This window comes from Rhizobium lentis (assembly GCF_017352135.1).
GTDB classification, from domain to species: Bacteria; Pseudomonadota; Alphaproteobacteria; order Rhizobiales; family Rhizobiaceae; genus Rhizobium; species Rhizobium lentis.
The window spans coordinates 4,229,912-4,251,907 of sequence record NZ_CP071454.1; the positions used below are offsets into that span (position 1 = coordinate 4,229,912).

The 21,996-nt window shown below is 60.1% G+C and carries 23 protein-coding genes and 2 pseudogenes; 10 read left to right on the forward strand and 15 right to left on the reverse strand.

Going from position 1 to position 21,996, the window contains the following annotated elements; translation table 11 throughout:
- The first annotated feature begins 162 nt into the window (after positions 1–162).
- Both J0663_RS20695 and J0663_RS31335 read left to right on the forward strand, forming a co-directional pair.
- Entirely contained in the window at positions 163–1,203 is a 1,041-nt protein-coding gene (locus J0663_RS20695; RefSeq protein WP_207242226.1) for a GH25 family lysozyme, read from the forward strand.
- Positions 1,193–1,367 (forward strand): annotated as a pseudogene (locus tag J0663_RS31335) (IS481 family transposase); the annotation flags it as partial. The gene J0663_RS20695 and the pseudogene J0663_RS31335, both read left to right, overlap by 11 nt.
- Here J0663_RS31335 and J0663_RS20700 read toward each other — a convergent pair.
- Positions 1,367–1,617, reverse strand: a pseudogene (locus tag J0663_RS20700) (arginase family protein); the annotation flags it as partial. The pseudogenes J0663_RS31335 and J0663_RS20700 sit on opposite strands and share 1 nt — an antisense overlap.
- A 126-nt stretch (positions 1,618–1,743) precedes the next feature.
- Between J0663_RS20700 and J0663_RS20705 the strand changes: the two are divergent.
- Positions 1,744–2,907 carry an aminotransferase gene (locus J0663_RS20705; protein ID WP_207242227.1) on the forward strand — a complete coding sequence of 388 codons (1,164 nt, stop codon included), beginning with the start codon at positions 1,744–1,746 and terminating at the stop codon, positions 2,905–2,907.
- Here J0663_RS20705 and J0663_RS20710 read toward each other — a convergent pair.
- The 4 genes from J0663_RS20710 to hutC all read right to left on the reverse strand — a co-directional run bounded on the left by J0663_RS20710 (position 2,904) and on the right by hutC (position 6,544).
- Positions 2,904–3,422 (reverse strand): flavin reductase family protein, encoded by a 519-nt coding sequence (locus J0663_RS20710; protein ID WP_207242228.1) that lies wholly within the window; start codon positions 3,420–3,422, stop codon positions 2,904–2,906. The genes J0663_RS20705 and J0663_RS20710 overlap by 4 nt on opposite strands.
- On the reverse strand, positions 3,419–4,774 hold the full coding sequence (locus J0663_RS20715; protein WP_207242229.1) for an LLM class flavin-dependent oxidoreductase: 1,356 nt from the start codon (positions 4,772–4,774) through the stop codon (positions 3,419–3,421). The genes J0663_RS20710 and J0663_RS20715 overlap by 4 nt, the downstream gene beginning before the upstream one ends.
- 103 nt (positions 4,775–4,877) lie before the next feature.
- Entirely contained in the window at positions 4,878–5,807 is a 930-nt protein-coding gene (locus J0663_RS20720; RefSeq protein ID WP_207242230.1) for a LysR family transcriptional regulator, read from the reverse strand.
- A 29-nt stretch (positions 5,808–5,836) separates the two neighbouring features.
- Positions 5,837–6,544, reverse strand: a complete 708-nt coding sequence (hutC, locus tag J0663_RS20725) for a histidine utilization transcriptional repressor HutC (protein WP_207244555.1) — start codon at positions 6,542–6,544, stop codon at positions 5,837–5,839.
- A gap of 222 nt (positions 6,545–6,766) precedes the next feature.
- On the opposite strand from hutC, the gene J0663_RS20730 reads away from it, so the two are divergent.
- From J0663_RS20730 to J0663_RS20750, 5 genes are all read left to right on the forward strand, one after another.
- Positions 6,767–7,600 carry a transporter substrate-binding domain-containing protein gene (locus J0663_RS20730; protein ID WP_375337259.1) on the forward strand — a complete coding sequence of 278 codons (834 nt, stop codon included), beginning with the start codon at positions 6,767–6,769 and terminating at the stop codon, positions 7,598–7,600.
- A 97-nt stretch (positions 7,601–7,697) separates the two neighbouring features.
- Positions 7,698–8,339, forward strand: a complete 642-nt coding sequence (locus J0663_RS20735) for an amino acid ABC transporter permease (protein ID WP_097599286.1) — start codon at positions 7,698–7,700, stop codon at positions 8,337–8,339.
- Positions 8,336–9,004: an amino acid ABC transporter permease gene (locus J0663_RS20740; RefSeq protein WP_097599285.1), complete on the forward strand. Its 669-nt coding sequence runs from the start codon at positions 8,336–8,338 to the stop codon at positions 9,002–9,004. The genes J0663_RS20735 and J0663_RS20740 overlap by 4 nt, the downstream gene beginning before the upstream one ends.
- On the forward strand, positions 9,001–9,792 hold the full coding sequence (locus J0663_RS20745) for an amino acid ABC transporter ATP-binding protein (RefSeq protein WP_207242232.1): 792 nt from the start codon (positions 9,001–9,003) through the stop codon (positions 9,790–9,792). The genes J0663_RS20740 and J0663_RS20745 overlap by 4 nt, the downstream gene beginning before the upstream one ends.
- 206 nt (positions 9,793–9,998) lie before the next feature.
- On the forward strand, positions 9,999–10,304 hold the full coding sequence (locus J0663_RS20750; RefSeq protein WP_207242233.1) for a flagellar basal body protein: 306 nt from the start codon (positions 9,999–10,001) through the stop codon (positions 10,302–10,304).
- Positions 10,305–10,419: 115 nt separating this feature from the next.
- Here J0663_RS20750 and sufA read toward each other — a convergent pair whose 3' ends face one another.
- The 8 genes from sufA to J0663_RS20790 all read right to left on the reverse strand — a co-directional run bounded on the left by sufA (position 10,420) and on the right by J0663_RS20790 (position 17,937).
- Complete coding sequence (sufA, locus tag J0663_RS20755; protein WP_064685465.1) at positions 10,420–10,812, reverse strand: Fe-S cluster assembly scaffold SufA; 393 nt, start codon at positions 10,810–10,812, stop codon at positions 10,420–10,422.
- Between the two features lie 113 nt (positions 10,813–10,925).
- Positions 10,926–11,306, reverse strand: a complete 381-nt coding sequence (locus J0663_RS20760; protein ID WP_018854912.1) for an SUF system Fe-S cluster assembly protein — start codon at positions 11,304–11,306, stop codon at positions 10,926–10,928.
- 12 nt (positions 11,307–11,318) lie between these two features.
- Positions 11,319–12,560 (reverse strand): cysteine desulfurase, encoded by a 1,242-nt coding sequence (locus J0663_RS20765; protein ID WP_207242234.1) that lies wholly within the window; start codon positions 12,558–12,560, stop codon positions 11,319–11,321.
- A gap of 12 nt (positions 12,561–12,572) precedes the next feature.
- Positions 12,573–13,847 (reverse strand): Fe-S cluster assembly protein SufD, encoded by a 1,275-nt coding sequence (gene sufD / locus J0663_RS20770; protein ID WP_207242235.1) that lies wholly within the window; start codon positions 13,845–13,847, stop codon positions 12,573–12,575.
- Positions 13,848–13,871: 24 nt separating this feature from the next.
- On the reverse strand, positions 13,872–14,630 hold the full coding sequence (gene sufC, locus J0663_RS20775) for a Fe-S cluster assembly ATPase SufC (protein ID WP_207242236.1): 759 nt from the start codon (positions 14,628–14,630) through the stop codon (positions 13,872–13,874).
- Positions 14,631–14,730: 100 nt separating this feature from the next.
- Entirely contained in the window at positions 14,731–15,072 is a 342-nt protein-coding gene (locus tag J0663_RS20780) for a GIY-YIG nuclease family protein (protein WP_207242237.1), read from the reverse strand.
- Between the two features lie 60 nt (positions 15,073–15,132).
- Entirely contained in the window at positions 15,133–16,602 is a 1,470-nt protein-coding gene (sufB, locus tag J0663_RS20785; protein WP_207242238.1) for a Fe-S cluster assembly protein SufB, read from the reverse strand.
- 168 nt (positions 16,603–16,770) lie between these two features.
- Entirely contained in the window at positions 16,771–17,937 is a 1,167-nt protein-coding gene (locus J0663_RS20790; protein WP_207242239.1) for a cysteine desulfurase family protein, read from the reverse strand.
- 217 nt (positions 17,938–18,154) lie between these two features.
- Between J0663_RS20790 and J0663_RS20795 the strand changes: the two genes are divergently transcribed.
- Complete coding sequence (locus J0663_RS20795) at positions 18,155–18,832, forward strand: alpha/beta hydrolase (protein ID WP_064705075.1); 678 nt, start codon at positions 18,155–18,157, stop codon at positions 18,830–18,832.
- A gap of 34 nt (positions 18,833–18,866) precedes the next feature.
- Here the strand turns inward: J0663_RS20795 and J0663_RS20800 are convergent, their stop codons facing one another.
- Positions 18,867–19,355, reverse strand: a complete 489-nt coding sequence (locus J0663_RS20800) for a GNAT family N-acetyltransferase (protein WP_259665855.1) — start codon at positions 19,353–19,355, stop codon at positions 18,867–18,869.
- 44 nt (positions 19,356–19,399) lie between these two features.
- A complete protein-coding gene (locus J0663_RS20805) occupies positions 19,400–20,518 on the reverse strand; it encodes an anhydro-N-acetylmuramic acid kinase (RefSeq protein ID WP_207242241.1) in 1,119 nt (372 codons plus the stop codon).
- A gap of 130 nt (positions 20,519–20,648) precedes the next feature.
- Between J0663_RS20805 and tyrS the strand changes: the two genes are divergently transcribed.
- Entirely contained in the window at positions 20,649–21,905 is a 1,257-nt protein-coding gene (gene tyrS, locus J0663_RS20810; RefSeq protein WP_207242242.1) for a tyrosine--tRNA ligase, read from the forward strand.
- Positions 21,906–21,996 lie beyond the last annotated feature (91 nt).

The following is a 21,996-nucleotide window of genomic DNA, read 5'->3' on the forward strand; positions in this document are numbered from 1 at the left end:
CACCATTCCATGCGCCGCAAGGGCCGGACGCGGCGCAGGCCATCGCGAGGCACAGGATTCAAATTTAACCTTTCTTAGCAAGTCTCTGTTAGCAATTCGAAATGGGCGGTTTCCATTCATCATGGATGTTGCCGTTGATCTCTGTTTTGCGTGCGGGTTCTTATGCGTCGATCGGCTGTGCCAGCAATTCTCCTCGCCACCCTGATCCTGTCGGGATGCTCCACAAGCTCCGGCGCTGAAGATGTACTCACACCTGTAGCGTCGAAAGAAACGACCAGTGCCATCGCCGAGACGAGCGGCCCGATACCGGCCGCCGCCGTGGGCGATGCCGCCTCGCCGTCAAGCCCACCGCAGCAACCGTTGAGCTGGGCCGGACCGGTTCCTCAGCCGCAGGCGCTGGTGCCGGCTGAAAGACCTGTCGGCATGCCGATGCCGACGGAAAGGCCGGTTGCGATGATGATGCCCGACGCCCCGGATGTTGATCCCGATGCGGACAGGAAATCGCCGGCACGCTCGCGAATCTACAGCCACCGCTTCCGGGATGCAAAGCCGATCAACTTCGGCAGGACCTCACCGAGAAAGCTTGCCGTACATGGCGTCGACGTCTCGCGTTGGCAGGGCGAGATCGACTGGGAGACTTTGCGCCAGCAGGGGGCTAACTTCGTCTACATCAAGGCGACGGATGGCGGCGATCACCTCGATCCGATGTTCAGGAAGAACTGGCGCCGCGCCAAGGAAGCCGGCCTGAAACATGGCGCCTATCACTTCTTCTACTGGTGCCGCACAGCCGGCGAGCAGGCCGACTGGTTCATCCGCAATGTGCCGAAGGAAGCAAACGCTCTGCCGCCCGTCATCGACGTCGAATGGAACGGCGAATCGAGCTGCAAGCGACGCATCTCCCCGGCTCGCGTCCGGGAAAAGATGCAGGTCTTCATGGACAAGCTCGAGCGCCATTATGGTCAGCGCCCGATCATCTACACCGCGCCGGACTTCTATCGAGACAATCTGAAGGGCCAAATGCTCGACTATCCCTTCTGGCTGCGCTCGGTCGCCGCCCACCCCTCCAAGGTCTATCCCGGCCGCAAGTGGGTGTTCTGGCAGTATTCCGGCTCCGGCCTCTCCGACGGCGTCGACGGCAAGATTGACCTCAACGTCTTCAACGGAAGCGAAAGCGACTGGCACGACTGGGTAGCATCGCGTTAATCTCGAAAGCCTGAACGCCCATGTCCTTGCCTTCGTCACAGCCTATAACTGTGCAAAGGACCTCAAGGCTTTGCGGTGGCGAACGCCCTACCAGGCAATCTGCGATGCCTGGACAAAAGACACCTCAATCTTCAAAATCAAATCCGCACCAGCTCATTAGGGGGATCCCTTCTATGGCGCGAAGCGCTCTCGGTGCGAAACGGGAGCCCGGGCGGTTGGTGACGCCGAGATCCATGGGTATCCCGGTGATCGCAACTTGAGATTGCCCACGTACGGCTCATCGGCTGCGACCTGCATATAGGTGCGCTGAGGAATGTCGGTATGCCGACGTATGGCGCCAGTCTCGTGCCGTTCTTTCCGAAACCTCTCACCGAATATCGCACCACCATTGGCGTCCGCGAAATCTGCGCGCAACTATTCGAGTCGGTTTTTGTCCCACACCATGCGCATATGTCTTAGCTTCGGTCCCGTCTCAGCCGACAAAGGGGTTGAGAAGGTAATTGGTATCGTTGTAGCAATTGCTATCAATGAGAAATCGACATGATCGCTGCAAAACCCAATTTACGTGTTTCCCGACTCTCTGCCCCGCCCATTCCTTCCGTCATTGCCTGGAGCCGCGAATATAAAGGGAACAAGGGGCCGCTCATCGATCTATCGCAAGCCGTACCCGGCTATCCCGCCCATCCGGAGATGCTTCGCCGGCTTGCCGAGGCGGCCGGACAACAGGCGATGACAGGCTACGGTCCAATCGAAGGCGAGCCCCTGTTACGCAAGACCTATGCAGCACATCTCGCCGCGCTGTACGGCGCCGACCTTTCCGAAGGCAATATCCACATCACCGCCGGCTGCAATCAGGCGTTCATGTGCGCGGCGATCGCCCTTGCTGGCGCGGGCGATACCGTGGCTCTCACCAATCCCTTTTATTTCAATCACGATACGACGCTGTCGATGCTGGGGATCGGACGTCGATTGGTTGAGTGCGATCCTGCCAACGGTTTTCTGCCTAACCTGAGTTCGATCGAAGCAGCACTTGCGGCCGGCGCCAAGGTGCTGGCAGTCGTCTCACCCAACAATCCCACCGGAGCGGTATATCCGCCAAGCCTGCTGCACGAGCTTTTTGTTCTTTGCCGGAAGCATGGCACCTGGCTGATCCTTGATGAAACCTATCGCGATTTCCTGGGCGAGGATTACGGCCGGCCGCACTCACTCCTGTCCGAGCCGGGTTGGGAGGACACGGTCGTCCTTCTTTACAGTTTTTCGAAATCCTTTTGCATCCCCGGCCACAGGCTGGGTGCCATCACGGCAGGACCCAAGCTCGTCGCCGAGATCGCCAAGGTGATGGACAATATGCAGATCTGCGCGCCGCGCTCGGCTCAGATCGCCGTTGCATCGGCTATCCCCGCGCTTGCCGATTGGCGGGCCAGCAACCGGCTGGAAATCGCGCGCCGGGCGGATGCGTTGAAGCTGGTCTTTTCCAGCTTGCATGATTGGGAAATAGGAGCGATCGGCGCCTATTTCGCCTTCGTCCGCCACCCTTTCGCCGATCGATCATCTTCAGAGATCGCCGAAAGACTCGCCAGGGAATCGGGCATTGTCTGTTTGCCCGGCGCCTATTTCGGCGAAGGACAAGAGCATTACCTCAGACTTGCCTTTGCCAATGCGGATGTTGCATCGATAGGGCTATTGTCGGAGCGGCTCCGCTAGAACTGGCAATCGACCTCCGCCGGAAGTTCACGATAGCCGCCGCGCCAGTAGATGAGCGGCCCTATGCCTTGTCGGACTTGGATGGCGCAAATATGTCCGATCAGAATCGCATGGGAATGATGGTGGAATGCCGTTTCGAGCTTGCAGTCCAGCACGGTAAGAGCGTTTTCGAGAACGGGCGCGCCAGTCCTGAGGCGATACCATCCCGCATTACCGAAGCGTTCCACGCCCTTGCGTCCGTCGAAACCTGCAAAGGATTGCGCCACCTGCTGCTGGTCGGCCGCGAGCACGTTGACACAGAAACAGCCGTACCGCTGCAATACCGGCCACGAGGAAGATGCGCGGTTGACACTGACGATAACGGAGGGCACCTCCGCCGAAAATGAAGAGACCGAGGTTGCGGTGAAGCCGGTGTGGTCTTGTCCGTCGCCTACCGTGATCACACTGACCGCACCCGCCAGATGACGCATCGAAAGCTTGAAATCTGCTCCGCTGATCAAAGCCGCTGCACTCATCGGGCCGGCGTCTGCGTTTTGGCAAAACGGTTTGCCGGCATTGAAAGACCGAGGTTTTCGCGCAGGGTCCTTCCCTCATATTCCTCGCGGAACAGACCGCGGCGGCGAAGCTCGGGCAGGACGAGCCCCACGAAATCGTCGAGGCTGGACGGCAGGGTCGGGAACATCAGGATAAAGCCATCGGCAGCCCGCGTCTCGAACCATTCCTCCATAAAGTCGGCGATCTGGGTGGGCGTACCTGTAATGCCATTTCCGGTATGCTTCTCGGCATAGTGCCGGATGAGCTCGCCGACGGTATGGCCGCTCCTGACGAAACCGACCAGTTCGTCGAACAAGGCGCGTGAACCCTTCGGCGCCGCCGGAAGCCGATCCATGGGGAAGGGTTTATCGAGCGGCACGTCGCGCAAGTCCGCTTCCAGGAATTCGGAAAGCATCAACCGGCCAACATCAGGATGCATCTTGTCGATCAGATAGTCGACCTTCGCTTTTGCCTCGGCTTCCGTTTCACCGACGTTGAGAACGATGCCCGGCATGATCTTCAGGTCGTCGGCATCGCGCCCATAGGCCGGCATCCGGCTCTTGACGTTTTCGTAGAAGGCCCTGTTCCGCTCGATATTCGACGCGAGGCTGAAGACGATCTCGGCAGTGCGCGCCGCCATGTCCATTCCGGGTTCCGAACCGCCGGCCTGGGCGATGACGGGACGGCCTTGGGGTGTTCGCGCAATGTTGAGGGGTCCGCGGACCTGGAAATGCTTGCCTTTGTGATTGAGCGTGTGGTGCTTGTCCTTGTCATAATAGACACCGTTTTCGCGGTCGAGAAGCAGAGCACCTTCCTCGAAGCTGTCCCACAGGCCGAAAACGACATCGACGAATTCATTGCCGCGCTCATAGCGGAGCGCGTGCGGATCAAGTCCCTCGCGATTGAAGTTGTAGCCGGTTTCGTCATGGTCGGAGGTGACGACGTTCCAGCAGACGCGCCCGTTGCTCAGATGGTCGATCGAGGCGAACAGGCGGGCGACATTGTATGGCTCGTAATAACTTGTCGACACCGTCGCAACGAGACCGAGATTGCTGGTCGTGACCGCCAATGCTGATAGCAGTGAGAGGGGTTCGAAGCGATTCATCTTGGTCGGAATGCGGGCAAGCGCATTCGGATCACCGACGGCGGCAGCCGGAGAATCCGCCATGAACATGAAATCGAACTTGGCCGCCTCGGATCGTTTGGCGACACCGAGCAGATGGGCGAAGTCATTGGCGCCGCCGACATCGCTGGCCGGATGCAGCCACGAGGCCGGATGAAAGCCGAAAGTGTAGACGAAGGTCCCAAGTTTCATCTTGTCGGTTCGCGCCATTGAGCTCTCCCCTTATGCATGCTGTGGCCGCGCAAATTATCACCAGGCGCAAATTTTCATCAACATCGCGGCGCTAAGGTCCGTTTTAGATTTTCTAAAACGTTCACTTGGGGGCTGACACCAAAGCCTGCTGACGGGAAATGGCGACGAGCCAGTCGCGGAATTCGCGGCCGCGCGGCTTTTGCAGTGCCGCGCGGTCCCAGGCGAGAAAGTAGCTTTCGCGCAGCGGAATCCGCATGTCGACGGGAGTGACGAGCGTCTGCGCCTCGAGCTCATCGGTAATCATCGACATCTGCGCGAGGACGACGCCACGCTTGTTGACGGCTGCATCGATCGCGCTGCTCGACAGGGTAAAGGAGAGGCCGGGCGTCGAGGCGTCGAACGGTATACCGGCCATGGCCGCGAACTCCGCCCAGCTTGGGTAAGGCGTGAAGTGCCTTTCCCACTCGACATGCAGAAGCGGCTGCTCGAAGAGATCCCGGGCCACGTGCGCGCGATCCTGCATTAGCGACGGCGAGCAGACAGGCACGACCCAATCGCGAAACAGTTCAGTATAATGGTCGTGCTGAAGGACGTCCGACCCGTAGCTTACGCGGAAATCGACATCGTCGAAACCGATCCTGGGCTCCTTGTCCCGTCCAATAATTCTCACTTGAACATCGGGGTGTAGGGCCTGCCAGTCGAAGATTCGCCTGCCGATCCATTTGTTGACGACGGAAGAAAGCGCGCTAAGGACCAGCGGCGTCTCGTTGCGTGCCCTTTCCAATAACTGCTGAGCGAACGCAAATTGCTCAAATCCCTTCGAAATCTCCTGATGATAGAGCCGGCCCCATGCGGTCAGCTCAACGGTTCGCCCGCTCCGCTCCAGTAAGGAAACTCCAAGAAAACTTTCGATCTTGTGAATTTGCTGGCTGATTGCCCCCGGCGAGACCTTGAGCTCCAGTGCCGCAGCCGTCACGCCGCCGCAGCGCCCCACCGCCTCGAAGGCTTGCAGACCCTTGAGCGGGATCGTCTTGAAGCGCTCATCGATCACTTGCAGAACCTCCAGTGGTGTGCGCCAACTCAATTTGCCATCGGATGAAACGTCCCTGCGAACTGGAACCGGTCGCCTGGATGGATAATCTCGACATATGTCACTGTCCGGCCGTTCTGCCAGGTCTGCCGGATGAGGCTAAGGCACGCCTGGCCTCTTTCTGTCTCCAGCATTCGCGCCGTCGCCGTATCGGCCGAGACGGCGCGGATGACGTGTTTGGCCTTGGACCAGGGAACTTCCGCAAGCAGCCATTTGCCGGGCGGGATCGAGGCGAAGCTCTCGTCGCGCGCACGTGGGACGGCGTCGAGCATGATGATCCGCCGTTCGATGGCATTGGGTCTGCCGTCCACGATATGTAGGCATTGAAGCCTGAGTATCTCCGCATCGGGAGCTTCCGACAGCTGTTGTGCGTCCGTTTCTCCAAGGCGTTCGACTTTACGGGTGAGAAGCTCGAAGCGGTGTTCGTGCCCGGCCAGTTCCGCTTCGGTGCTGATATCCTGAATATCCATTACCGTGCGGTCGATCTGGGGCGACGCAACAAACGAACCGGTCTTGCGCCTTCTGACGATCATGCCGCGTTCGACCAGAGCCGACAGTGCCTTGCTGACAGTCATGCGCGAGCATTGATATTCCGCGACCAGTTCATGTTCTACGGGAATACGGTCGCCGGGCCGCCAATCGCCGCTGATGATCTTCGCCTCGATATCCATGTAAATACGCTGATAAATCGACACCAAGTCCACACCTCGTTGGGCGTCACGACCAAGTGCCGGAGCGGTCGCATCACACCGGCAAAGATTGCCGCCACCCGGCACAATTTTTGCGTTCCTCGACTTTTACATTGACACTCTAAGCCAGCCTATATCTATTTGTATAGTCAAAAGCGGAGCATAAAAATTCGCGCATTGAAATCAAAATCGGGAACAAAACTCCTCCGTTGGAGGGATAAAACTGGAGAGATGATGATGAAGGCAAAGTCACTGCTGACGGGTCTGGTCGGCGCTGCGTTCCTGTTAGGAGCAGCCTTTTCCGCCCACGCAGCCGATACGCTGGCGGCCGTCAAGGCAGCCGGCACGCTCAAGGTTGGCACCGAAACGGCCTTCGCACCGTTTGACTATATCGATGCCGGTGAACATACGGGCCTGAACGTCGACCTTTTTGCCGAGATCGCAAAGGAACTTGGCGTCAAGATCGAGTGGGTGGCACTTCCCTGGGACGGCGTCTTCCCCGCGCTTGAGGCTGGCAAGTTCGATATCGTCGCAGGTCCTGCCACGATCACCAAGAAGCGCATGGAGCGCTATCGCTTCACGCCGCCGATCGCCGAAGCGACGATTGCCATCCTTAAGAAGGCCGGCGACACGACGATCAGCAAACCGGCAGACATTGCCGGCAAGACGATTGGTGTCGGCAAGGCAACTGCCCAGCTCGACCAGCTGAAGGAATTTTCCGACACGCTGCCGACCAAAGTCGATGTGCGCGAATATCCTGCCTTCACTGAGACCTACGCCGATCTCGCAGCCGGCCGTATTGCCGGCGTTGCCAATTCGCTCCCGAACATCGCCTTTGTCGCCAGCCAGCGAAAGGGCACTTTCGAAGTCGTCCTGCCGCCTTTCGGAAAGAAGTCTTATTTCGGCTTCATCGGTCTCAAGGACGCCGATCACGCCCCGCTGATGGACGCGATCGATGCCGCGATGCTCAAGATCAAGGCAGACGGGCGTATGGCAGAGCTGCAAAAGAAGTGGTTCGGTGCGTCTTTCGATACACCGGACGCTGTCAAGGATCCGGCATTCTAATCATTGCTGGTGAAATGCACGCGCCCCGCCATCGGTCGGGGCGCAATTTGCCGTGGGAACAGACGTCACGGCCGCAGCACGCAGGCAAGCATCGCCCATGTCCACCAAACTTTTCGAACTTCTTCTGCAAGCTTCGATCTACACGGTCACGATCAGCGTGGTTTCAATTCTGATCGGCTTTGCGATCGCGATCATTGTTTCCGCCATGCTCCTTTCGCGGCAACGGCTTTTCGTGTTGCCGGGGAAGATTTTCATTAGCTTCTTTCGCGGCGTGCCGCTGCTGGTGCAGCTGTTACTGATCTATAACCTTCTGCCGGTGATCGGCATCAACGTGCCGAGTATCGTTGCGGCCATCGTTGGCCTTTCGCTGTGCACGGCTGCCTATCAGGCTGAAAATCTGCGCGGCGGTTTTGCCAGCGTCCCCTCGGGCCTTGTCGAGTCCGCCGAGATGGTCGGTCTCACGCCCATGCAGATTTTCCGCCGGATCAAGGCGCCAATCGCTCTGCGGCTGACCTTTCCGGCGCTCGTCAACGAAGCGATCCTTATTTTGAAGGCTTCTTCGCTGGTCTCCGTTGTCGGGATCGTCGAGCTGACGCGCATGGCCCAAGACCTTGCCGGCAGCACCTTTCTGCCGCTCGAAATCTTCGCTTCCGCCGGTCTGATCTACCTCGCCATCAATTGGATCGTAGCACTTGCCGGCGGTCTGATCGAACGATCCCTGCCGGGAGTACCGCGATGACGTTCGATATCAATGTGATTTTCAGCCATTTGCCGGAGATCGCCAGCGGTGCCTTCGTGACAATCGTTATCTGGATCGTCGCCGCTCTTGCCGCTGCCGTTCTGGGTTTCCTTGTCGCTGTCGCGCGGCGTTTTGGCGGGGTGCTCTTGGACAGGGCGTTCGGCATTGTCATCGCAGTGCTGCGCGGCACGCCCTTCCTCATTCAGATATTCCTCGTCTACTACGGGGGCCCCTTCATCGGATTGTCGCTCAATCCGATCCCGGCAGGCGTCGTTGGCCTGTCCATCTACGGCGCGGCCTATTTCAGCGAGATATTCCGCTCGGGCTTTGCCGCCGTCCCGAAGGGGCATATCGAAGCGGGTCTATGCGTTGGCCTGACACACACGCAAATCGTCAGGCGCATATTGCTGCCTGAGATGACCATGCTGGTGCTGCCGCCATCGCTCAACATGACGATCATCCTCATGAAGGAGACGGCCGTGTTGTCGATCATCACCGTGCCGGAACTGACGGCAACACTGAGCGCCATCGGATCGCAGCAATATGCATTTGTCGAAGCGCTTTTTGTCCTCGCCCTCTTCTACTGGGCGCTGGTCGAAATCACCGGCTGGCTCGGTCGTCTCGCCGAAACGAAACTCACCAGATTCAGGTTTTTCAACATATGAGTGTTCCCGCGATAGCAGTCAAAAATCTTGTCAAGACGTTTGGCGATTCCACCGTACTGAACGGTATCGATCTTGATATCGCGCAGGGACAGGTTTCCTGCGTGATCGGTCCGTCGGGATCCGGCAAGAGCACGCTGCTGCGCTGCATGGCGTTTCTGGAAGAATCTACAAAGGGGACCATTGCCGTCAATGGCGAGGTGCTCGGCTTTGCGGAAAATGCGAATGGCGTAAGGGAGCGGCTGCCGGCTGCCGCCAATCGGCGGATTCGCGCCCAGATCGGCATGGTTTTTCAGCAGTTCAACCTCTGGCCGCACATGACCGCGCTCGGCAACGTCAGCGAGGCGCTGAAGACGGTTCACAAAACGAACCGCAAGGACGCAGAGGAGCGGGCAATGGCTCAACTCGCCAAGGTCGGTCTCGAGGGTCGGGCAAACCACTATCCGTCACAGCTCTCGGGAGGACAGCAGCAGCGTGTTGCTATCGCGCGGGCCCTGGCTCTCAACCCGAAGATCATGCTCTTTGACGAACCAACCTCATCACTCGATCCCGAACTGACTGGCGAAGTGCTGAACGTCATGCGCGATCTCGCCGCCGAAGGCATGACAATGGTCGTCGTTTCCCACGAGATCGGGTTTGCCGCAACGGTCGGCCAGCAGATCATCTTTCTCGATCACGGCAAGGTGCTGTTCACCGGTTCGCCCCAAGAGGTTTTCAAGCGACCGAGAAACCCGCGCCTCGAGCAGTTTCTTGATACCTATATCGATCGCGGAGCCTCGATGTTGCTGTGATGCGCGTCGTTACTTGATCCGTCCAAACGGTTTGGTTCTGTAGGTTTGTCCCCGTGGAGATCCCGATATGGCTGCGCGCCGTGCCATTGCGAAGCACATCTGACGGCATGGTTGCGTACTCATAGGTCTTCGCTAACGCAACGCCTTCAGCATTCCCTAAATCCTTCCGGGTAAAAGACGGCTATCCAGTTCTGGGGAAACGGCTGGTGAGCATATCGAGTCTTGCAGGCACTGCTCTTTTGGGAATGCGGGCACAGACGACACGGATCAGCGCGATCGCCAGCAACGTCGCAAACAGCAGCACCCCTGGTTATAACAGGCTGAACACCAGCCTCACCTCTGTTGCCTCAGGCAGCGTAGAGGCCATCGACGGTCCGACGGACTCGGATGTCGATCCGGCCACCGAACTCACCGACCTGATCGAAGCCGAGCAAAGCTACAAGGCAAACGCCATGTTCTTCGAGACCGGCGCCGACATCTGGGAAATGCTGATGAGCATCAAGCGCGACTAGGCAACCCTCAAAGCCATGGCGCTATTCGTTACTCTATTTTTATCATCCACGTGCCGATCCGCCTGTTGGGATCGGCCAATGGAGCATTCCCCATCAGCCTAAAGGGGGACGGTTATCAGGAATGTGCCGGCTCGCTCTGACGCTGCGCGGCAAGGGCCGCGAGATCGGCAGGTTTCAGCTCGACGGATTCGCCGCAGCCGCAGGCCGATGTCTGGTTCGGATTGGTGAAGGTGAAGCCGGAGCGGAGCGTCGTCTGCTCGAAGCCCATTTCTGTGCCGAGAAGATAGAGCACGGCTGAGGGTTCGACCCAGACCTTGGCGCCGTCGCGCTCGATCAGATCGTCCTTGGCATTCGGCTCGGTCACCAGGTCGATGGTATATTCCATCCCGGCGCAGCCGCCCTTCTTGATGCCAACGCGAACGCCCTTCGCCTCCGGGCCGGAGTTTTCGACGATCGCCTTGACGCGGGCCGCAGCCCCGTCCGTCATGCTCATCACTGCAAAGCCCATCGGCTCCATCTCCTTCCACAACCGGGGTCAAGATCCGGTGCTTCATGAATCAAATGTAGTCGCCCGAGGTAATCGGATCAATACCGTGGTACTGCGCCAGTACCATCGCCTGCTCAGTACCAGCCGACGGCGACCTGGGCCTCTTCCGACATGCGGTCCGGCGTCCACGGCGGGTCGAAAGTCATTTCGACCTCAACGCCCGACACGCCCTCGACGGCGCCGACGGCGTTTTCGACCCAACCGGGCATTTCGCCGGCAACCGGGCAGCCGGGCGCGGTGAGCGTCATCATGATCTTCACCATCCGGTCGTCCTCGATGTCGATCTTGTAGACCAGACCGAGTTCGAAGATGTCGGCGGGAATTTCGGGATCGTAGACGGTCTTCAGCGCGCTGATGACGTCGTCGCTGAGCCGCGCCAGCTCATCGGCCGGGATGCTGGAATGCACGATGCCTTCGCGCACGTCGATCTTTTGTTCGCTTTCGTCCAGGCTCATCAACGATACTCCTCAGGCAAAGAACTTGCGCGCATATTCCAGCGCATCGGCCAGCGTATCGACCTCGGCACGGGTATTGTACATGCCGAAGGATGCACGGCATGTGGAGGTGACGCCGAAGCGTTTCAAGAGCGGCATGGCGCAATGCGTGCCGGCTCGCACGGCAACCCCCTGGCGGTCGATCACCATCGAGACGTCATGGGCATGGATGCCGGCGAGTTCGAAAGAGAAGATGCTCCCCTTCTCGGGCGCCGTCCCGAACATCCGCAGCGAATTGATCGATCTGAGGCGCTCGGCCGCGTAAGCCGCAAGGTCGGCCTCATGGCGGGCGATCGCCTCACGGCCAATCTTCTCCATATAGTCGAGCGCATAGCCGAGCCCGATCGCCTGGACGATCGGCGGCGTGCCGGCCTCGAAGCGATGCGGCGGATCATTGTAGGTGACAAGGTCCTCGGCGACTTCGAAAATCATCTCGCCGCCGCCCTGGAATGGGCGCATCTCCGATAGCCGCTCCTTCTTGGCGTACAGCACGCCGATGCCCGACGGGCCATAGAGCTTGTGGCCGGTCATCACATACCAGTCACAATCGATATCCTGCACGTCGACGGGCAGGTGCACGGCGCCCTGGCTGCCGTCGATCAGCACGGGAATGCCGCGTTCATGGGCGATGCGGCAGACTTCCTTGACGGGAACGATCGTGCCGAGCGCATTCGACATATGGGTGATGGCGACAAGCTTGGTGCGTTCTGTCAGGCTCTTTTCGAAATCCTCGATATGGAAGGCGCCCTCGTCGTCGACCGGCACCCAGACCAGCTTGGCGCCCTGCCGCTCGCGGATGAAGTGCCAGGGCACGATGTTGGAATGGTGCTCCATGATCGTCAGCACGATCTCGTCGCCTTCGCCAATCTCAGGCATGCCCCAGCCATAGGCGACGGTGTTGATCGCTTCCGTCGAATTCTTGGTGAAGACGATGTCGTTCACGGAAGGTGCATTGAGGAAGCGGCGGACCTTCTCGCGCGCCGCCTCATAGGCATCGGTCGCAACATTGGAGAGGTAGTGCAGGCCGCGATGCACATTGGCATATTCATGGGCATAAGCGTGCGAGATGGCGTCGATTACCACCTGCGGCTTCTGTGCCGACGCGCCATTGTCGAGATAGACCAGCGGCTTGCCGTGCACCTTCTCCGCCAGGATCGGAAAATCCCGGCGGATGGCTTCTACGTCGTATTGTGTGGCCGCTGCTATCTTGTCCATCGATATATCCGATCAGGCGTGCTTTTCGAGCCAGGCCGAAATCACGCCTTCCAGCGCTTCGACCAGGGCCTCGTCTTCCAGTTCCTCAACGATTTCGGCGACGAAGGCGTTGACGAGCATTGCCCGCGCCTTGTTCTCCGGAATGCCGCGCGCCATCATGTAATAGAGATGATTGGCGTCGATATCGGTCACCGTCGCGCCATGGCCGCACTGGACGTCGTCGGCGAAGATCTCGAGCTCGGGCTTGACCGAAAACTCGGCATCGTCGGACATCAGCAGCGTGTTGCAAGCCATCTTGGCATCGGTCTTCTGCGCATCGGGCGCCACCCGGATCATGCCCTGGAACACACCCTTGGCTCGGTCGAAGACGACGTTGCGGATCACTTCGGTCGAACCGGTATGCGGCACGTCGTGGCCGAGCACCATCGTCACGTCGGTATGGCTTTCGGCCCCGAGCAGATTGATGCCGCGCAGCGTCAGATCGGCGCCCTCACCCGTCACCTTGATATGCAGTTCCTGCCGTACCAACTTACCGCCGGCATTGATGACGAACAGGCGAAGCTTGGCGTCGGCGCCGAGATCGACGCGGATCTGGCCGAGATGCGTATCCTCGGCGCCCTGCTGCTGCAGGATGATCCAGGTCAGTTCCGTGCCTTCGCCAACCGCGATGTCACTGATGTGGGACACGAAGGCGGCATCGCCGGTCACCGCAAGGTGACGCTCGATGACTGTTCCCTTGACGCCGGCGCCAAAGGAAACGGGAAGGCGCGTATGCGTCTGTCCGCCAGCGTGGATGAACTGGATTTCAAGCGGATTTTCAAGCTCGGTCTCGGCAGGCACATCGACCACATAGCCGTCGCGCACGAAGCTGCCATTGATCCGGCCGACAGCATCGTCGCTGCCCAGTGCATCGAGCCCATCAGCCGCGGAGCCGTCGATCAAGCGCTCGGAATAGGCGGAAAGCCCGAGGCCATTGGCGACCGCCTTCTGATTGGCATGGCCCTGGATCACCGCCAGCACCGTGGAGCCGGCGACAACCGGGTCGAGCGCGTTGGAGCCAGCATCACCCACTTGCGGCGGCACGGCGCGCAGGAGGTTTTTGAGATCAGTGTAATGCCAGGCCTCAATACGGCGCGTCGGCAGGCCGGCCTTCTTTAAATCATCGAGAAGCCGGTCGCGCAACGCCGTCACTGCACCATTGCCGGGCAGGTCGCCAATCTGATGGTTGAAGGCGTCGATCAGCGCCGTTTCGGCCGCGGTAAGACGGCTCGTCGTCTGCATGTTCATGGACGTCGTCCTTTCCACCCGAACTCAGGCCGCGGCTGCGCCGATAATGTCGGCGTAACCATTGGCTTCCAGCTCATGCGCCAAGGTCTTGTCGCCCGACTTGACCACCTGGCCCTTGTAAAGGACGTGGACAGTGTCGGGTACGATATAGTTGAGCAGGCGCTGGTAATGGGTGATGACGACGACGGCGCGATCGGGCGAACGCAACGCATTGACGCCGTCGGCAACGATCTTCAGCGCGTCGATGTCGAGGCCGGAATCGGTTTCGTCGAGCACGCAGAGCTTCGGCTCCAGCAGCGCCATCTGCAGTATCTCGGCGCGCTTCTTCTCGCCGCCGGAGAAACCGACGTTGAGCGGCCGCTTCAGCATTTCGGTGTTGATCTGCAGCTTGGCTGCAGCTTCCTTGACGCGGCGCATGAAGTCCGGCGTCGTCAGTTCGTCCTCGCCACGCGCCTTGCGCTGCTCGTTCATCGCGACCTTCAGGAACTGCATGGTGGCGACGCCGGGAATTTCGACTGGATACTGAAAGGCGAGAAAGATGCCCTTGGCGGCGCGTTCGGACGGATCGAGCTCGAGAATGCTCTCGCCGTTATAAAGGATGTCGCCCTCGGTCACTTCATAGTCTTCACGGCCGGACAGCACATAGGAGAGCGTCGACTTGCCGGAACCGTTCGGTCCCATGATCGCCGCAACTTCGCCGGCCTTTACCGTCAGGTTCAGGCCACGGATGATCTCGGTGCCGTCTTCGGCGATGCGGGCATGAAGGTTTCTGATTTCAAGCATCTTGTTTTTCCTATTCTAAAGCGGCTTCAAGGGCCGCCCAATTGACCGTTTTCACCGGTCTCGATCGTCATCCTCGGGCTTGTCCCGAGGATCTAAGCCTTCAATTGTAATCGCTCCACTGCCGCGTATCTTCATGCGGCCGATAGACATTCTCGATTTCGTCGATGCGCTCGTAAAGGTCCATCCAAGTCGGGTTGAGCTCCTCGACGAGCTTGATTTTCCATTCACGCAGGTAGCGTTTTAGAGATTTCTCTCGCTGGATCGCCAGCACAATGTTCGGGTGGCTCTCAAACCAGACGAGGTTTTTCGCTCTGTATTTCTCCGTAAAACCCTTGTGGATTTTGTTGCCGTGTTCCCATACGCGCCCTTGCAGATCGCTGGTGACGCCGGTGTAGATTACACCTCTTGGTTTGTCGGACATCATGTAGACAAACCCGCTCACCCGATCCTCCGCAGTTGTGCTTAGATCCTCGGGACAAGCCCGAGGATGACGGAAAACCGCTTAGCCAACACTCCCTTCCAGCGAGATGCTGATCAGCTTCTGCGCCTCGACGGCGAATTCCATCGGCAGTTCCTGCAGGACTTCCTTGACGAAGCCGTTGACGATCAGCGCGATTGCCGCCTCGGTCGGAATCCCACGCTGCAGGCAGTAGAACAGCTGATCCTCGGAGATCTTCGAGGTGGTCGCCTCGTGCTCGAATTGCGCCGTCGAATTCTTCGCCTCGATATAGGGCACGGTGTGAGCACCGCACTTGTCGCCGATCAGGAGCGAGTCGCACTGGGTGAAGTTGCGCGCGTTCGAGGCCTTGCGGTGAGCCGAGACCTGGCCGCGATAGGTGTTGTTGGAAACACCGGCGGCGATACCCTTGGAGACGATGCGGCTCGACGTGTTCTTGCCGAGATGGATCATCTTGGTGCCGCTGTCGATCTGCTGATGGCCGTTGGAGACGGCGATCGAGTAGAACTCGCCGCGGCTGTCGTCGCCGCGCAGGATGCAGGACGGATATTTCCAGGTGATCGCCGAACCGGTTTCGACCTGCGTCCATGAGATTTTAGAGCGATCGCCGCGGCAATCGCCGCGCTTGGTGACGAAGTTGTAGATGCCGCCCTTGCCTTCCTTGTCGCCGGGATACCAGTTCTGGACGGTGGAATACTTGATCTCGGCATCGTCGAGCGCGACCAGTTCGACCACGGCCGCATGCAGCTGGTTTTCGTCACGCTGCGGTGCTGTGCAGCCTTCGAGATAGGAGACGTAAGCGCCCTCTTCCGCGATAATCAAGGTGCGCTCGAACTGGCCGGTGCCCTTTTCGTTGATGCGGAAATAGGTGGAAAGCTCCATCGGGCAGCGAACCCCCCTCGGCACGAAGACGAAGGAGCCGTCGGTAAAGACCGCCGAATTCAGCGTCGCATAATAATTGTCCGAGGTCGGCACGACCGAGCCGAGATATTTGCGGACGAGATCCGGATGCTCGCGTATGGCCTCCGAGATCGACATGAAGATCACGCCGGCCTTCTTCAGCTCCGCCTTGAAAGTGGTGACGACCGAGACGCTGTCGAAAACGGCATCGACGGCGATCTTCGGCTTATCGACGCCGGCCAGGATCTCCTGTTCGCGCAGCGGAATGCCGAGCTTGTCATAGACCTTCAACAATTCCGGATCGACTTCGTCGAGCGACTTCGGACCCGGCGCGCTCTTCGGCGCAGCGTAATAATGAATGTCATTGAAATCGATCTTCGGATAGTTGACGCGCGCCCAGGTCGGCTCTTCCAGCGTCAGCCACCGGCGATAGGCCTCGAGACGCCACTCCAGCATCCATTCCGGCTCCTGCTTCTTGGCCGAAATGAAGCGGATGATATCCTCGGACAGGCCCTTCGGCGCCTTGTCCATTTCAATGACGGTCTCGAAACCGTATTTGTACTGGTCCACATCGATCAGGCGCACCTGGTCGATCGTTTCCTGCACGGCAGCCATTTCGTTCTCCAATCTCGCCGGATACAAGGTCCGGCAGCTTGTAGCGTATGGGCAATTCAATTGCCCCTCATGTCGGGCAATTGCTTGCCCAGTATGTAAGTGGCCAAAAGGGACTTTTCAGCCCGATTGGCAAGCGGAAATTTGCGTTTCCGCAAGTTTATGATGCGGTCAGGCCGCCTCGCCCGCCGACCTGCGCCGGCAGGCGATCTTCGCAAAGGCGGCAATCGCCCTGTCGACGTCCTCTTCCGTCGTCGAAAAGCCGAGCGATATGCGCAGCGCTCCGAGTTTGGCGTCGCGTCCCATCGCCGTCAGCACATGACTTTCGCCGAGCCGACCGGACGAGCAGGCCGATCCTGCCGAAAGCGCAACGCCTTCGAGATCGAAGGCGATCTGCCCGGTCTCTGCCTTCAGCCCCGGCAAGGTGAAAAAAATCGTATTGGCGACACGCCCGCCGCCCTCACCATGGATGATCACGTCGGATGCCTGCCTGCGCATGCCGGCCTCCAACCGATCGCGCAGCGCCCCGATCGCCGCATTGCGTGTCTCGAGCTGGCCCGCGGCCGCCTCGGCCGCCGCGCCGAACCCGATCAGCGCCAGCGAATTCTGTGTCCCCGATCGGTGACCGCGTTCCTGCCCGCCGCCCTGGATCAGCGGCCGCGGCATCAACGCCTCGCCGCGCGCAATCAGCGCGCCGGCTCCCTTTGGCCCGCCGATCTTGTGCGACGAAACGATCATGAAATCGGCACCGATCCGCTCGATGTCGAGCGGGATACGCCCCGCCGCCTGCACCGCGTCGACGACGAAGAGCCCACCATGGGCATGGATGATCTTTGCCGCCGCCTCGACCGGCTGGATGATGCCCGTTTCATTGTTGACGAGCATGATGGCGACCATCGGCAGGCCGGCGGCCTTGTCATGAGCAGCAAGCAACATGGCGAGCGCATCGAGATCGACGATGCCGGCTTCCGTCACCGGGATCTCCGTCGTCTTCTCCTTGGCAAAGCGGCCGCCCTCGCGCACCGCCGGATGCTCGATTGCCGAGACATAAAGATGGCCAAGCTGGAGCGGCGTGCGGCCCATGCGGAAATCCGGCGTCAGCACCAGATTGGCCGCTTCCGTCGCGCCGCTGGTGAAGACCACGTTGGCGGCATCAGTGCCGGCAAATGCGGACACTTTGCGCCGCGCGCCTTCAATGGCTGCGCGTGCGGCGCGGCCTTCTCCATGCACGCTGTTCGGATTGCCGAATATGTCGATCGCGCGCATGATCGCCTCGCGCGCTGCGGGGTGCAGCGGCGCTGTGGCATTCCAGTCGAGATAAAGGCGTGGCGGCGCCATGATCTTCAGTCCTGCGCTTGACGAGCTTGCTTCAGCATCGGCGGTGCATTTTTCTTGAAATTTCCGCCGGGCTTGCCTTATGACACGTTCCACGAAGCGTGGATCGCCATGTAAGTTTCGAATTGTTCTAAACTGCGTTTTAGAAAAGCTGACAACATTAGTCAAGTCATGTTGTCGTCCAACGCAGCGCGAACGCGAAATAAAACCCGGAGTACCAATGCCCGAAGTTATTTTCAACGGCCCAGCCGGCCGTCTTGAAGGCCGCTACCAGCCCTCCAAGGAAAAAAGCGCGCCGATTGCGCTCATCCTGCATCCGCATCCGCAGTTCGGCGGCACGATGAACAATCAGATCGTCTACCAGCTCTTCTACATGTTTCAGAAGCGCGGATTCACGACGCTGCGCTTCAATTTCCGGGGCATCGGCCGAAGCCAGGGCGAATTCGATCATGGTGCCGGCGAATTGTCCGACGCCGCCTCCGCGCTCGACTGGGTGCAGAGCCTGCACCCCGATTCCAAGACCTGTTGGGTCGCCGGATATTCCTTCGGCGCCTGGATCGGCATGCAGCTTCTCATGCGCCGACCGGAGATCGAAGGTTTTATGTCGATCGCTCCGCAGCCGAATACCTACGACTTCTCCTTCTTGGCGCCCTGCCCCTCGTCCGGCCTGATCATCAACGGCGAAGCCGACAAGGTTGCGCCGGAAAAAGATGTGAACGGCCTCGTCGAAAAGCTGAAGACCCAGAAAGGCATCCTCATCACCCATCGCACCGTTGCCAACGCCAATCATTTCTTCAATGGTCAGGTGGAGACGCTGATGAGCGAATGTGAGGACTATCTCGACCGCCGCCTCAATGGCGAGTTGGTGCCGGAGCCGGCGGCAAAGCGTATCCGCTGATCCTCATAGCGCCAACGGCTGCCCACCGCCATCGTCACGGCGCGCCGGGGTTTGCCGACCGCATCCCGGCGATCAGCTCGAAAGCCATGTCGAGCACTCCATCGATCAGGATCGGCGCGCGTTCACGCATGCCGATCTTCTTGAGGACGCGTTGCGAGGCGATGTTTTCGGGGTGGGTGAAGGCGATGAGGCTCGAAGCGAACTGCTTTTCGAAGAACCAGCCGGCCAGTGCGCTTGCCGCCTCCGTCGCCAGGCCCTTGCCCCACGCCTCTTCGCGCAAGGAATAGCCGAGTTCGAATTCTTCGCGCCTGAACCGCGAAATGCCGGCACGGCCGATGAAGCTGCCGTCCTCGGCGAGAAGCTTATATTTGGTCGTGCCATCCCGCTCCTGCTCCTCGAACCAACCGCGCAGCCGCGCCGCGGCCTTATCGAGACTCCAGGGAGCGTTACCGGGAAGATAGCGCGTCGTCGCTGTCGTTGAATGCAGTTTCTGCAACAGGGCGGCGTCGCCATCGTCCCACATGACAAAGCGCAGTCGCGGCGTCTTCAATATCAGCCTTTCCCGTGTCACGGCGTTGCCAGCACTCCGCCAGTGACGGGCGAGGCCACTCCCGTCGTGCTGGGAAATGTCAGCGGCAGCCCCTCCAACGAGCGCACGGCGAGATAGGCCCAGGCCTCGGCTTCCAGCGCATCGCCGTCGAAGCCTGCCGCCTCGGCGCTCAGCACCCTCGATCCCAGCCCTTCGGCCATCGCCGAGAACTCAGCCATCAAGGTGGCGTTCAGCCGCCCGCCGCCGCAGACGATATAGGTTGACGGGCTCTCGGGCAGGAACCCGGCGGATTTGACGATCGATGCGGCGGCGACATGCGCGAGCGTCCGGGCGCCGTCTTCGAGGCTCGCCTCCTCCGGCCGAAGCGGCGCGAAATCGCCGCGATCGAGCGAACGGCGGACATTGCCGCGGAAGAACGGGCTTTCCAGATAACGCGCCGCCAGGGCGGGGATCACCTTGCCGCGTCCACCGATCTCGCCGCCGGGATCATAGGTTCTGCCGGTCTGCATTTCGACCCATTGGTCGATCAGCGCATTGCCCGGACCGCTGTCGAAGGCGGCAATCCGGCCGTCCGCGCCGATATAGGTCAGGTTGGAGATGCCACCGATATTGACGAAGCACACCGCCTCGCCCGCCTGCTGCAGTTTTCCCGCCAACGCTGCGTGATAGGCCGGCACCAGCGGCGCGCCCTGCCCGCCGTGCACCATGTCGTTGGCGCGCATGTCGTAGACCACCGGCAGACCGGTCCGGCGCGCCAGTTGCGGGCCGTCGCCAATCTGGATGGTCAGCCCCTCGTCAGGACGATGCAGCACGGTCTGACCATGAAAGCCGAGAACGTCGACGGCATCGGCAGAAAGTCCGAAACGCTGACGGAATGCCGTAACGGCGAGGGCATGCCACTCGGTCAGCTCGAGTTCGATTTCCCGGAGCTCGGCGGGCCGCTCGCGCCGGTCGGTCAGCGGCCGCGACAATTCCAGCGCCCGTTTGAGCCGCTCACGAAAATCTGCCTCATAAGGGACGCCCAGGAACGGCCCGCGCTCGATGAAGCCGCGGCCGTCGGTCCTGATGAGCGCGACATCGATTCCGTCCATCGACGTGCCGCTCATCAGGCCGATCGCGGTTCTGATCACATCCATGAGGCTTGCCTTCCATGCGATTCCCGGATGCACTTTGATAAAAACAGTGCTAAACGCGCCGCGACAGATCAACAACAACGAAGTTGCGCGAAGCCCCGCGGTCGAGCGCAGACACCAAGAGACGAAAGCCATGTCCGAGTTCAAGTCCGACTTCCTCCGCACGCTGAAAGAGCGCGGCTTCATTCATCAGGTTTCCGATGAACGCGGCCTCGACGACCTGTTCGCGAAGGAGGTCGTGACGGCCTATGTCGGCTACGACGCAACGGCGACGAGCCTGCATATCGGCAATTTGATCTCCGCTACGATGCTCTACTGGCTGCAGGAGACCGGCCACCGGCCGATCGCGCTGATGGGCGGAGGCACGTCGATGGTTGGCGACCCCTCCTTCCGCGACGAGCAGCGCAAGCTTCTGACGCCGGAGGCAATCGCCACCAATATTGAGGGCATCAAGAAGATCTTCTCGCGCATCCTGCGCTTCGGAGACGGTCCGACCGATGCGTTCATGGTCAACAACGCCGACTGGCTGATGAAGCTCAATTACGTTGAATTCCTGCGCGACGTCGGCCGGCATTTCTCGGTCAACCGCATGCTCTCCTTCGATAGCGTCAAGCTGCGCCTCGATCGCGAGCAGTCGCTTTCCTTCCTCGAGTTCAACTACATGATTATGCAGGGCTACGACTTCGTCGAGCTCAGCCGCCGCTACGGTTGCCGCCTGCAGATGGGTGGTTCGGATCAGTGGGGCAACATCATCAATGGCGTCGATCTCGGTCACCGCATGGGTACGCCGCAGCTTTATGCGCTAACGACGCCGCTTTTGACGACGAGCTCGGGTGCCAAGATGGGCAAGACCGCCTCCGGCGCCGTGTGGCTGAACGAGGACGTGTTCAGCCCCTATGATTTCTGGCAGTACTGGCGCAACACCGAGGATGCCGATGTCGGCCGATTCCTGAAGATCTTCACCCGCCTGCCGCTTTCCGAGATCGCAAGGCTCGAAGCGCTCGGCGGCGCCGAAATCAACGAGGCAAAGAAGATTCTCGCCACGGAAGCGACCGCAATCGTCCACGGCCGCGAGGCGGCCGAAGCCTCCGCAGCGACAGCCCGCACTACCTTCGAGGAAGGCCGCGTCGCCGAAAACCTGCCTTCGGTGGAGATCCCGGCCAACGAACTCGACGGCGGCATCGGCCTGTTATCGCTAATGGTCCGCGCCGGCCTTGCCGGCTCCAACGGCGAGGCCCGGCGCCACGTTCAGGGCGGCGCAGTGCGCATCAACGACGAGGCCGTCAGCGACGAACGCCGCCTGATCGGCAGCGGCGAAATTACCGCCGACGGCGTCATCAAGCTCTCGCTCGGCAAGAAGAAGCACATCCTGATCCGCCGCGCGGCCTAGGGTCGCATCAAGCCCAACGATATTGAAGCCGGCGCCCCCGCGCCGGCTTTTCCTTTGGCGCGAGATCAGTCGGCCCGCCATCGATACTCGG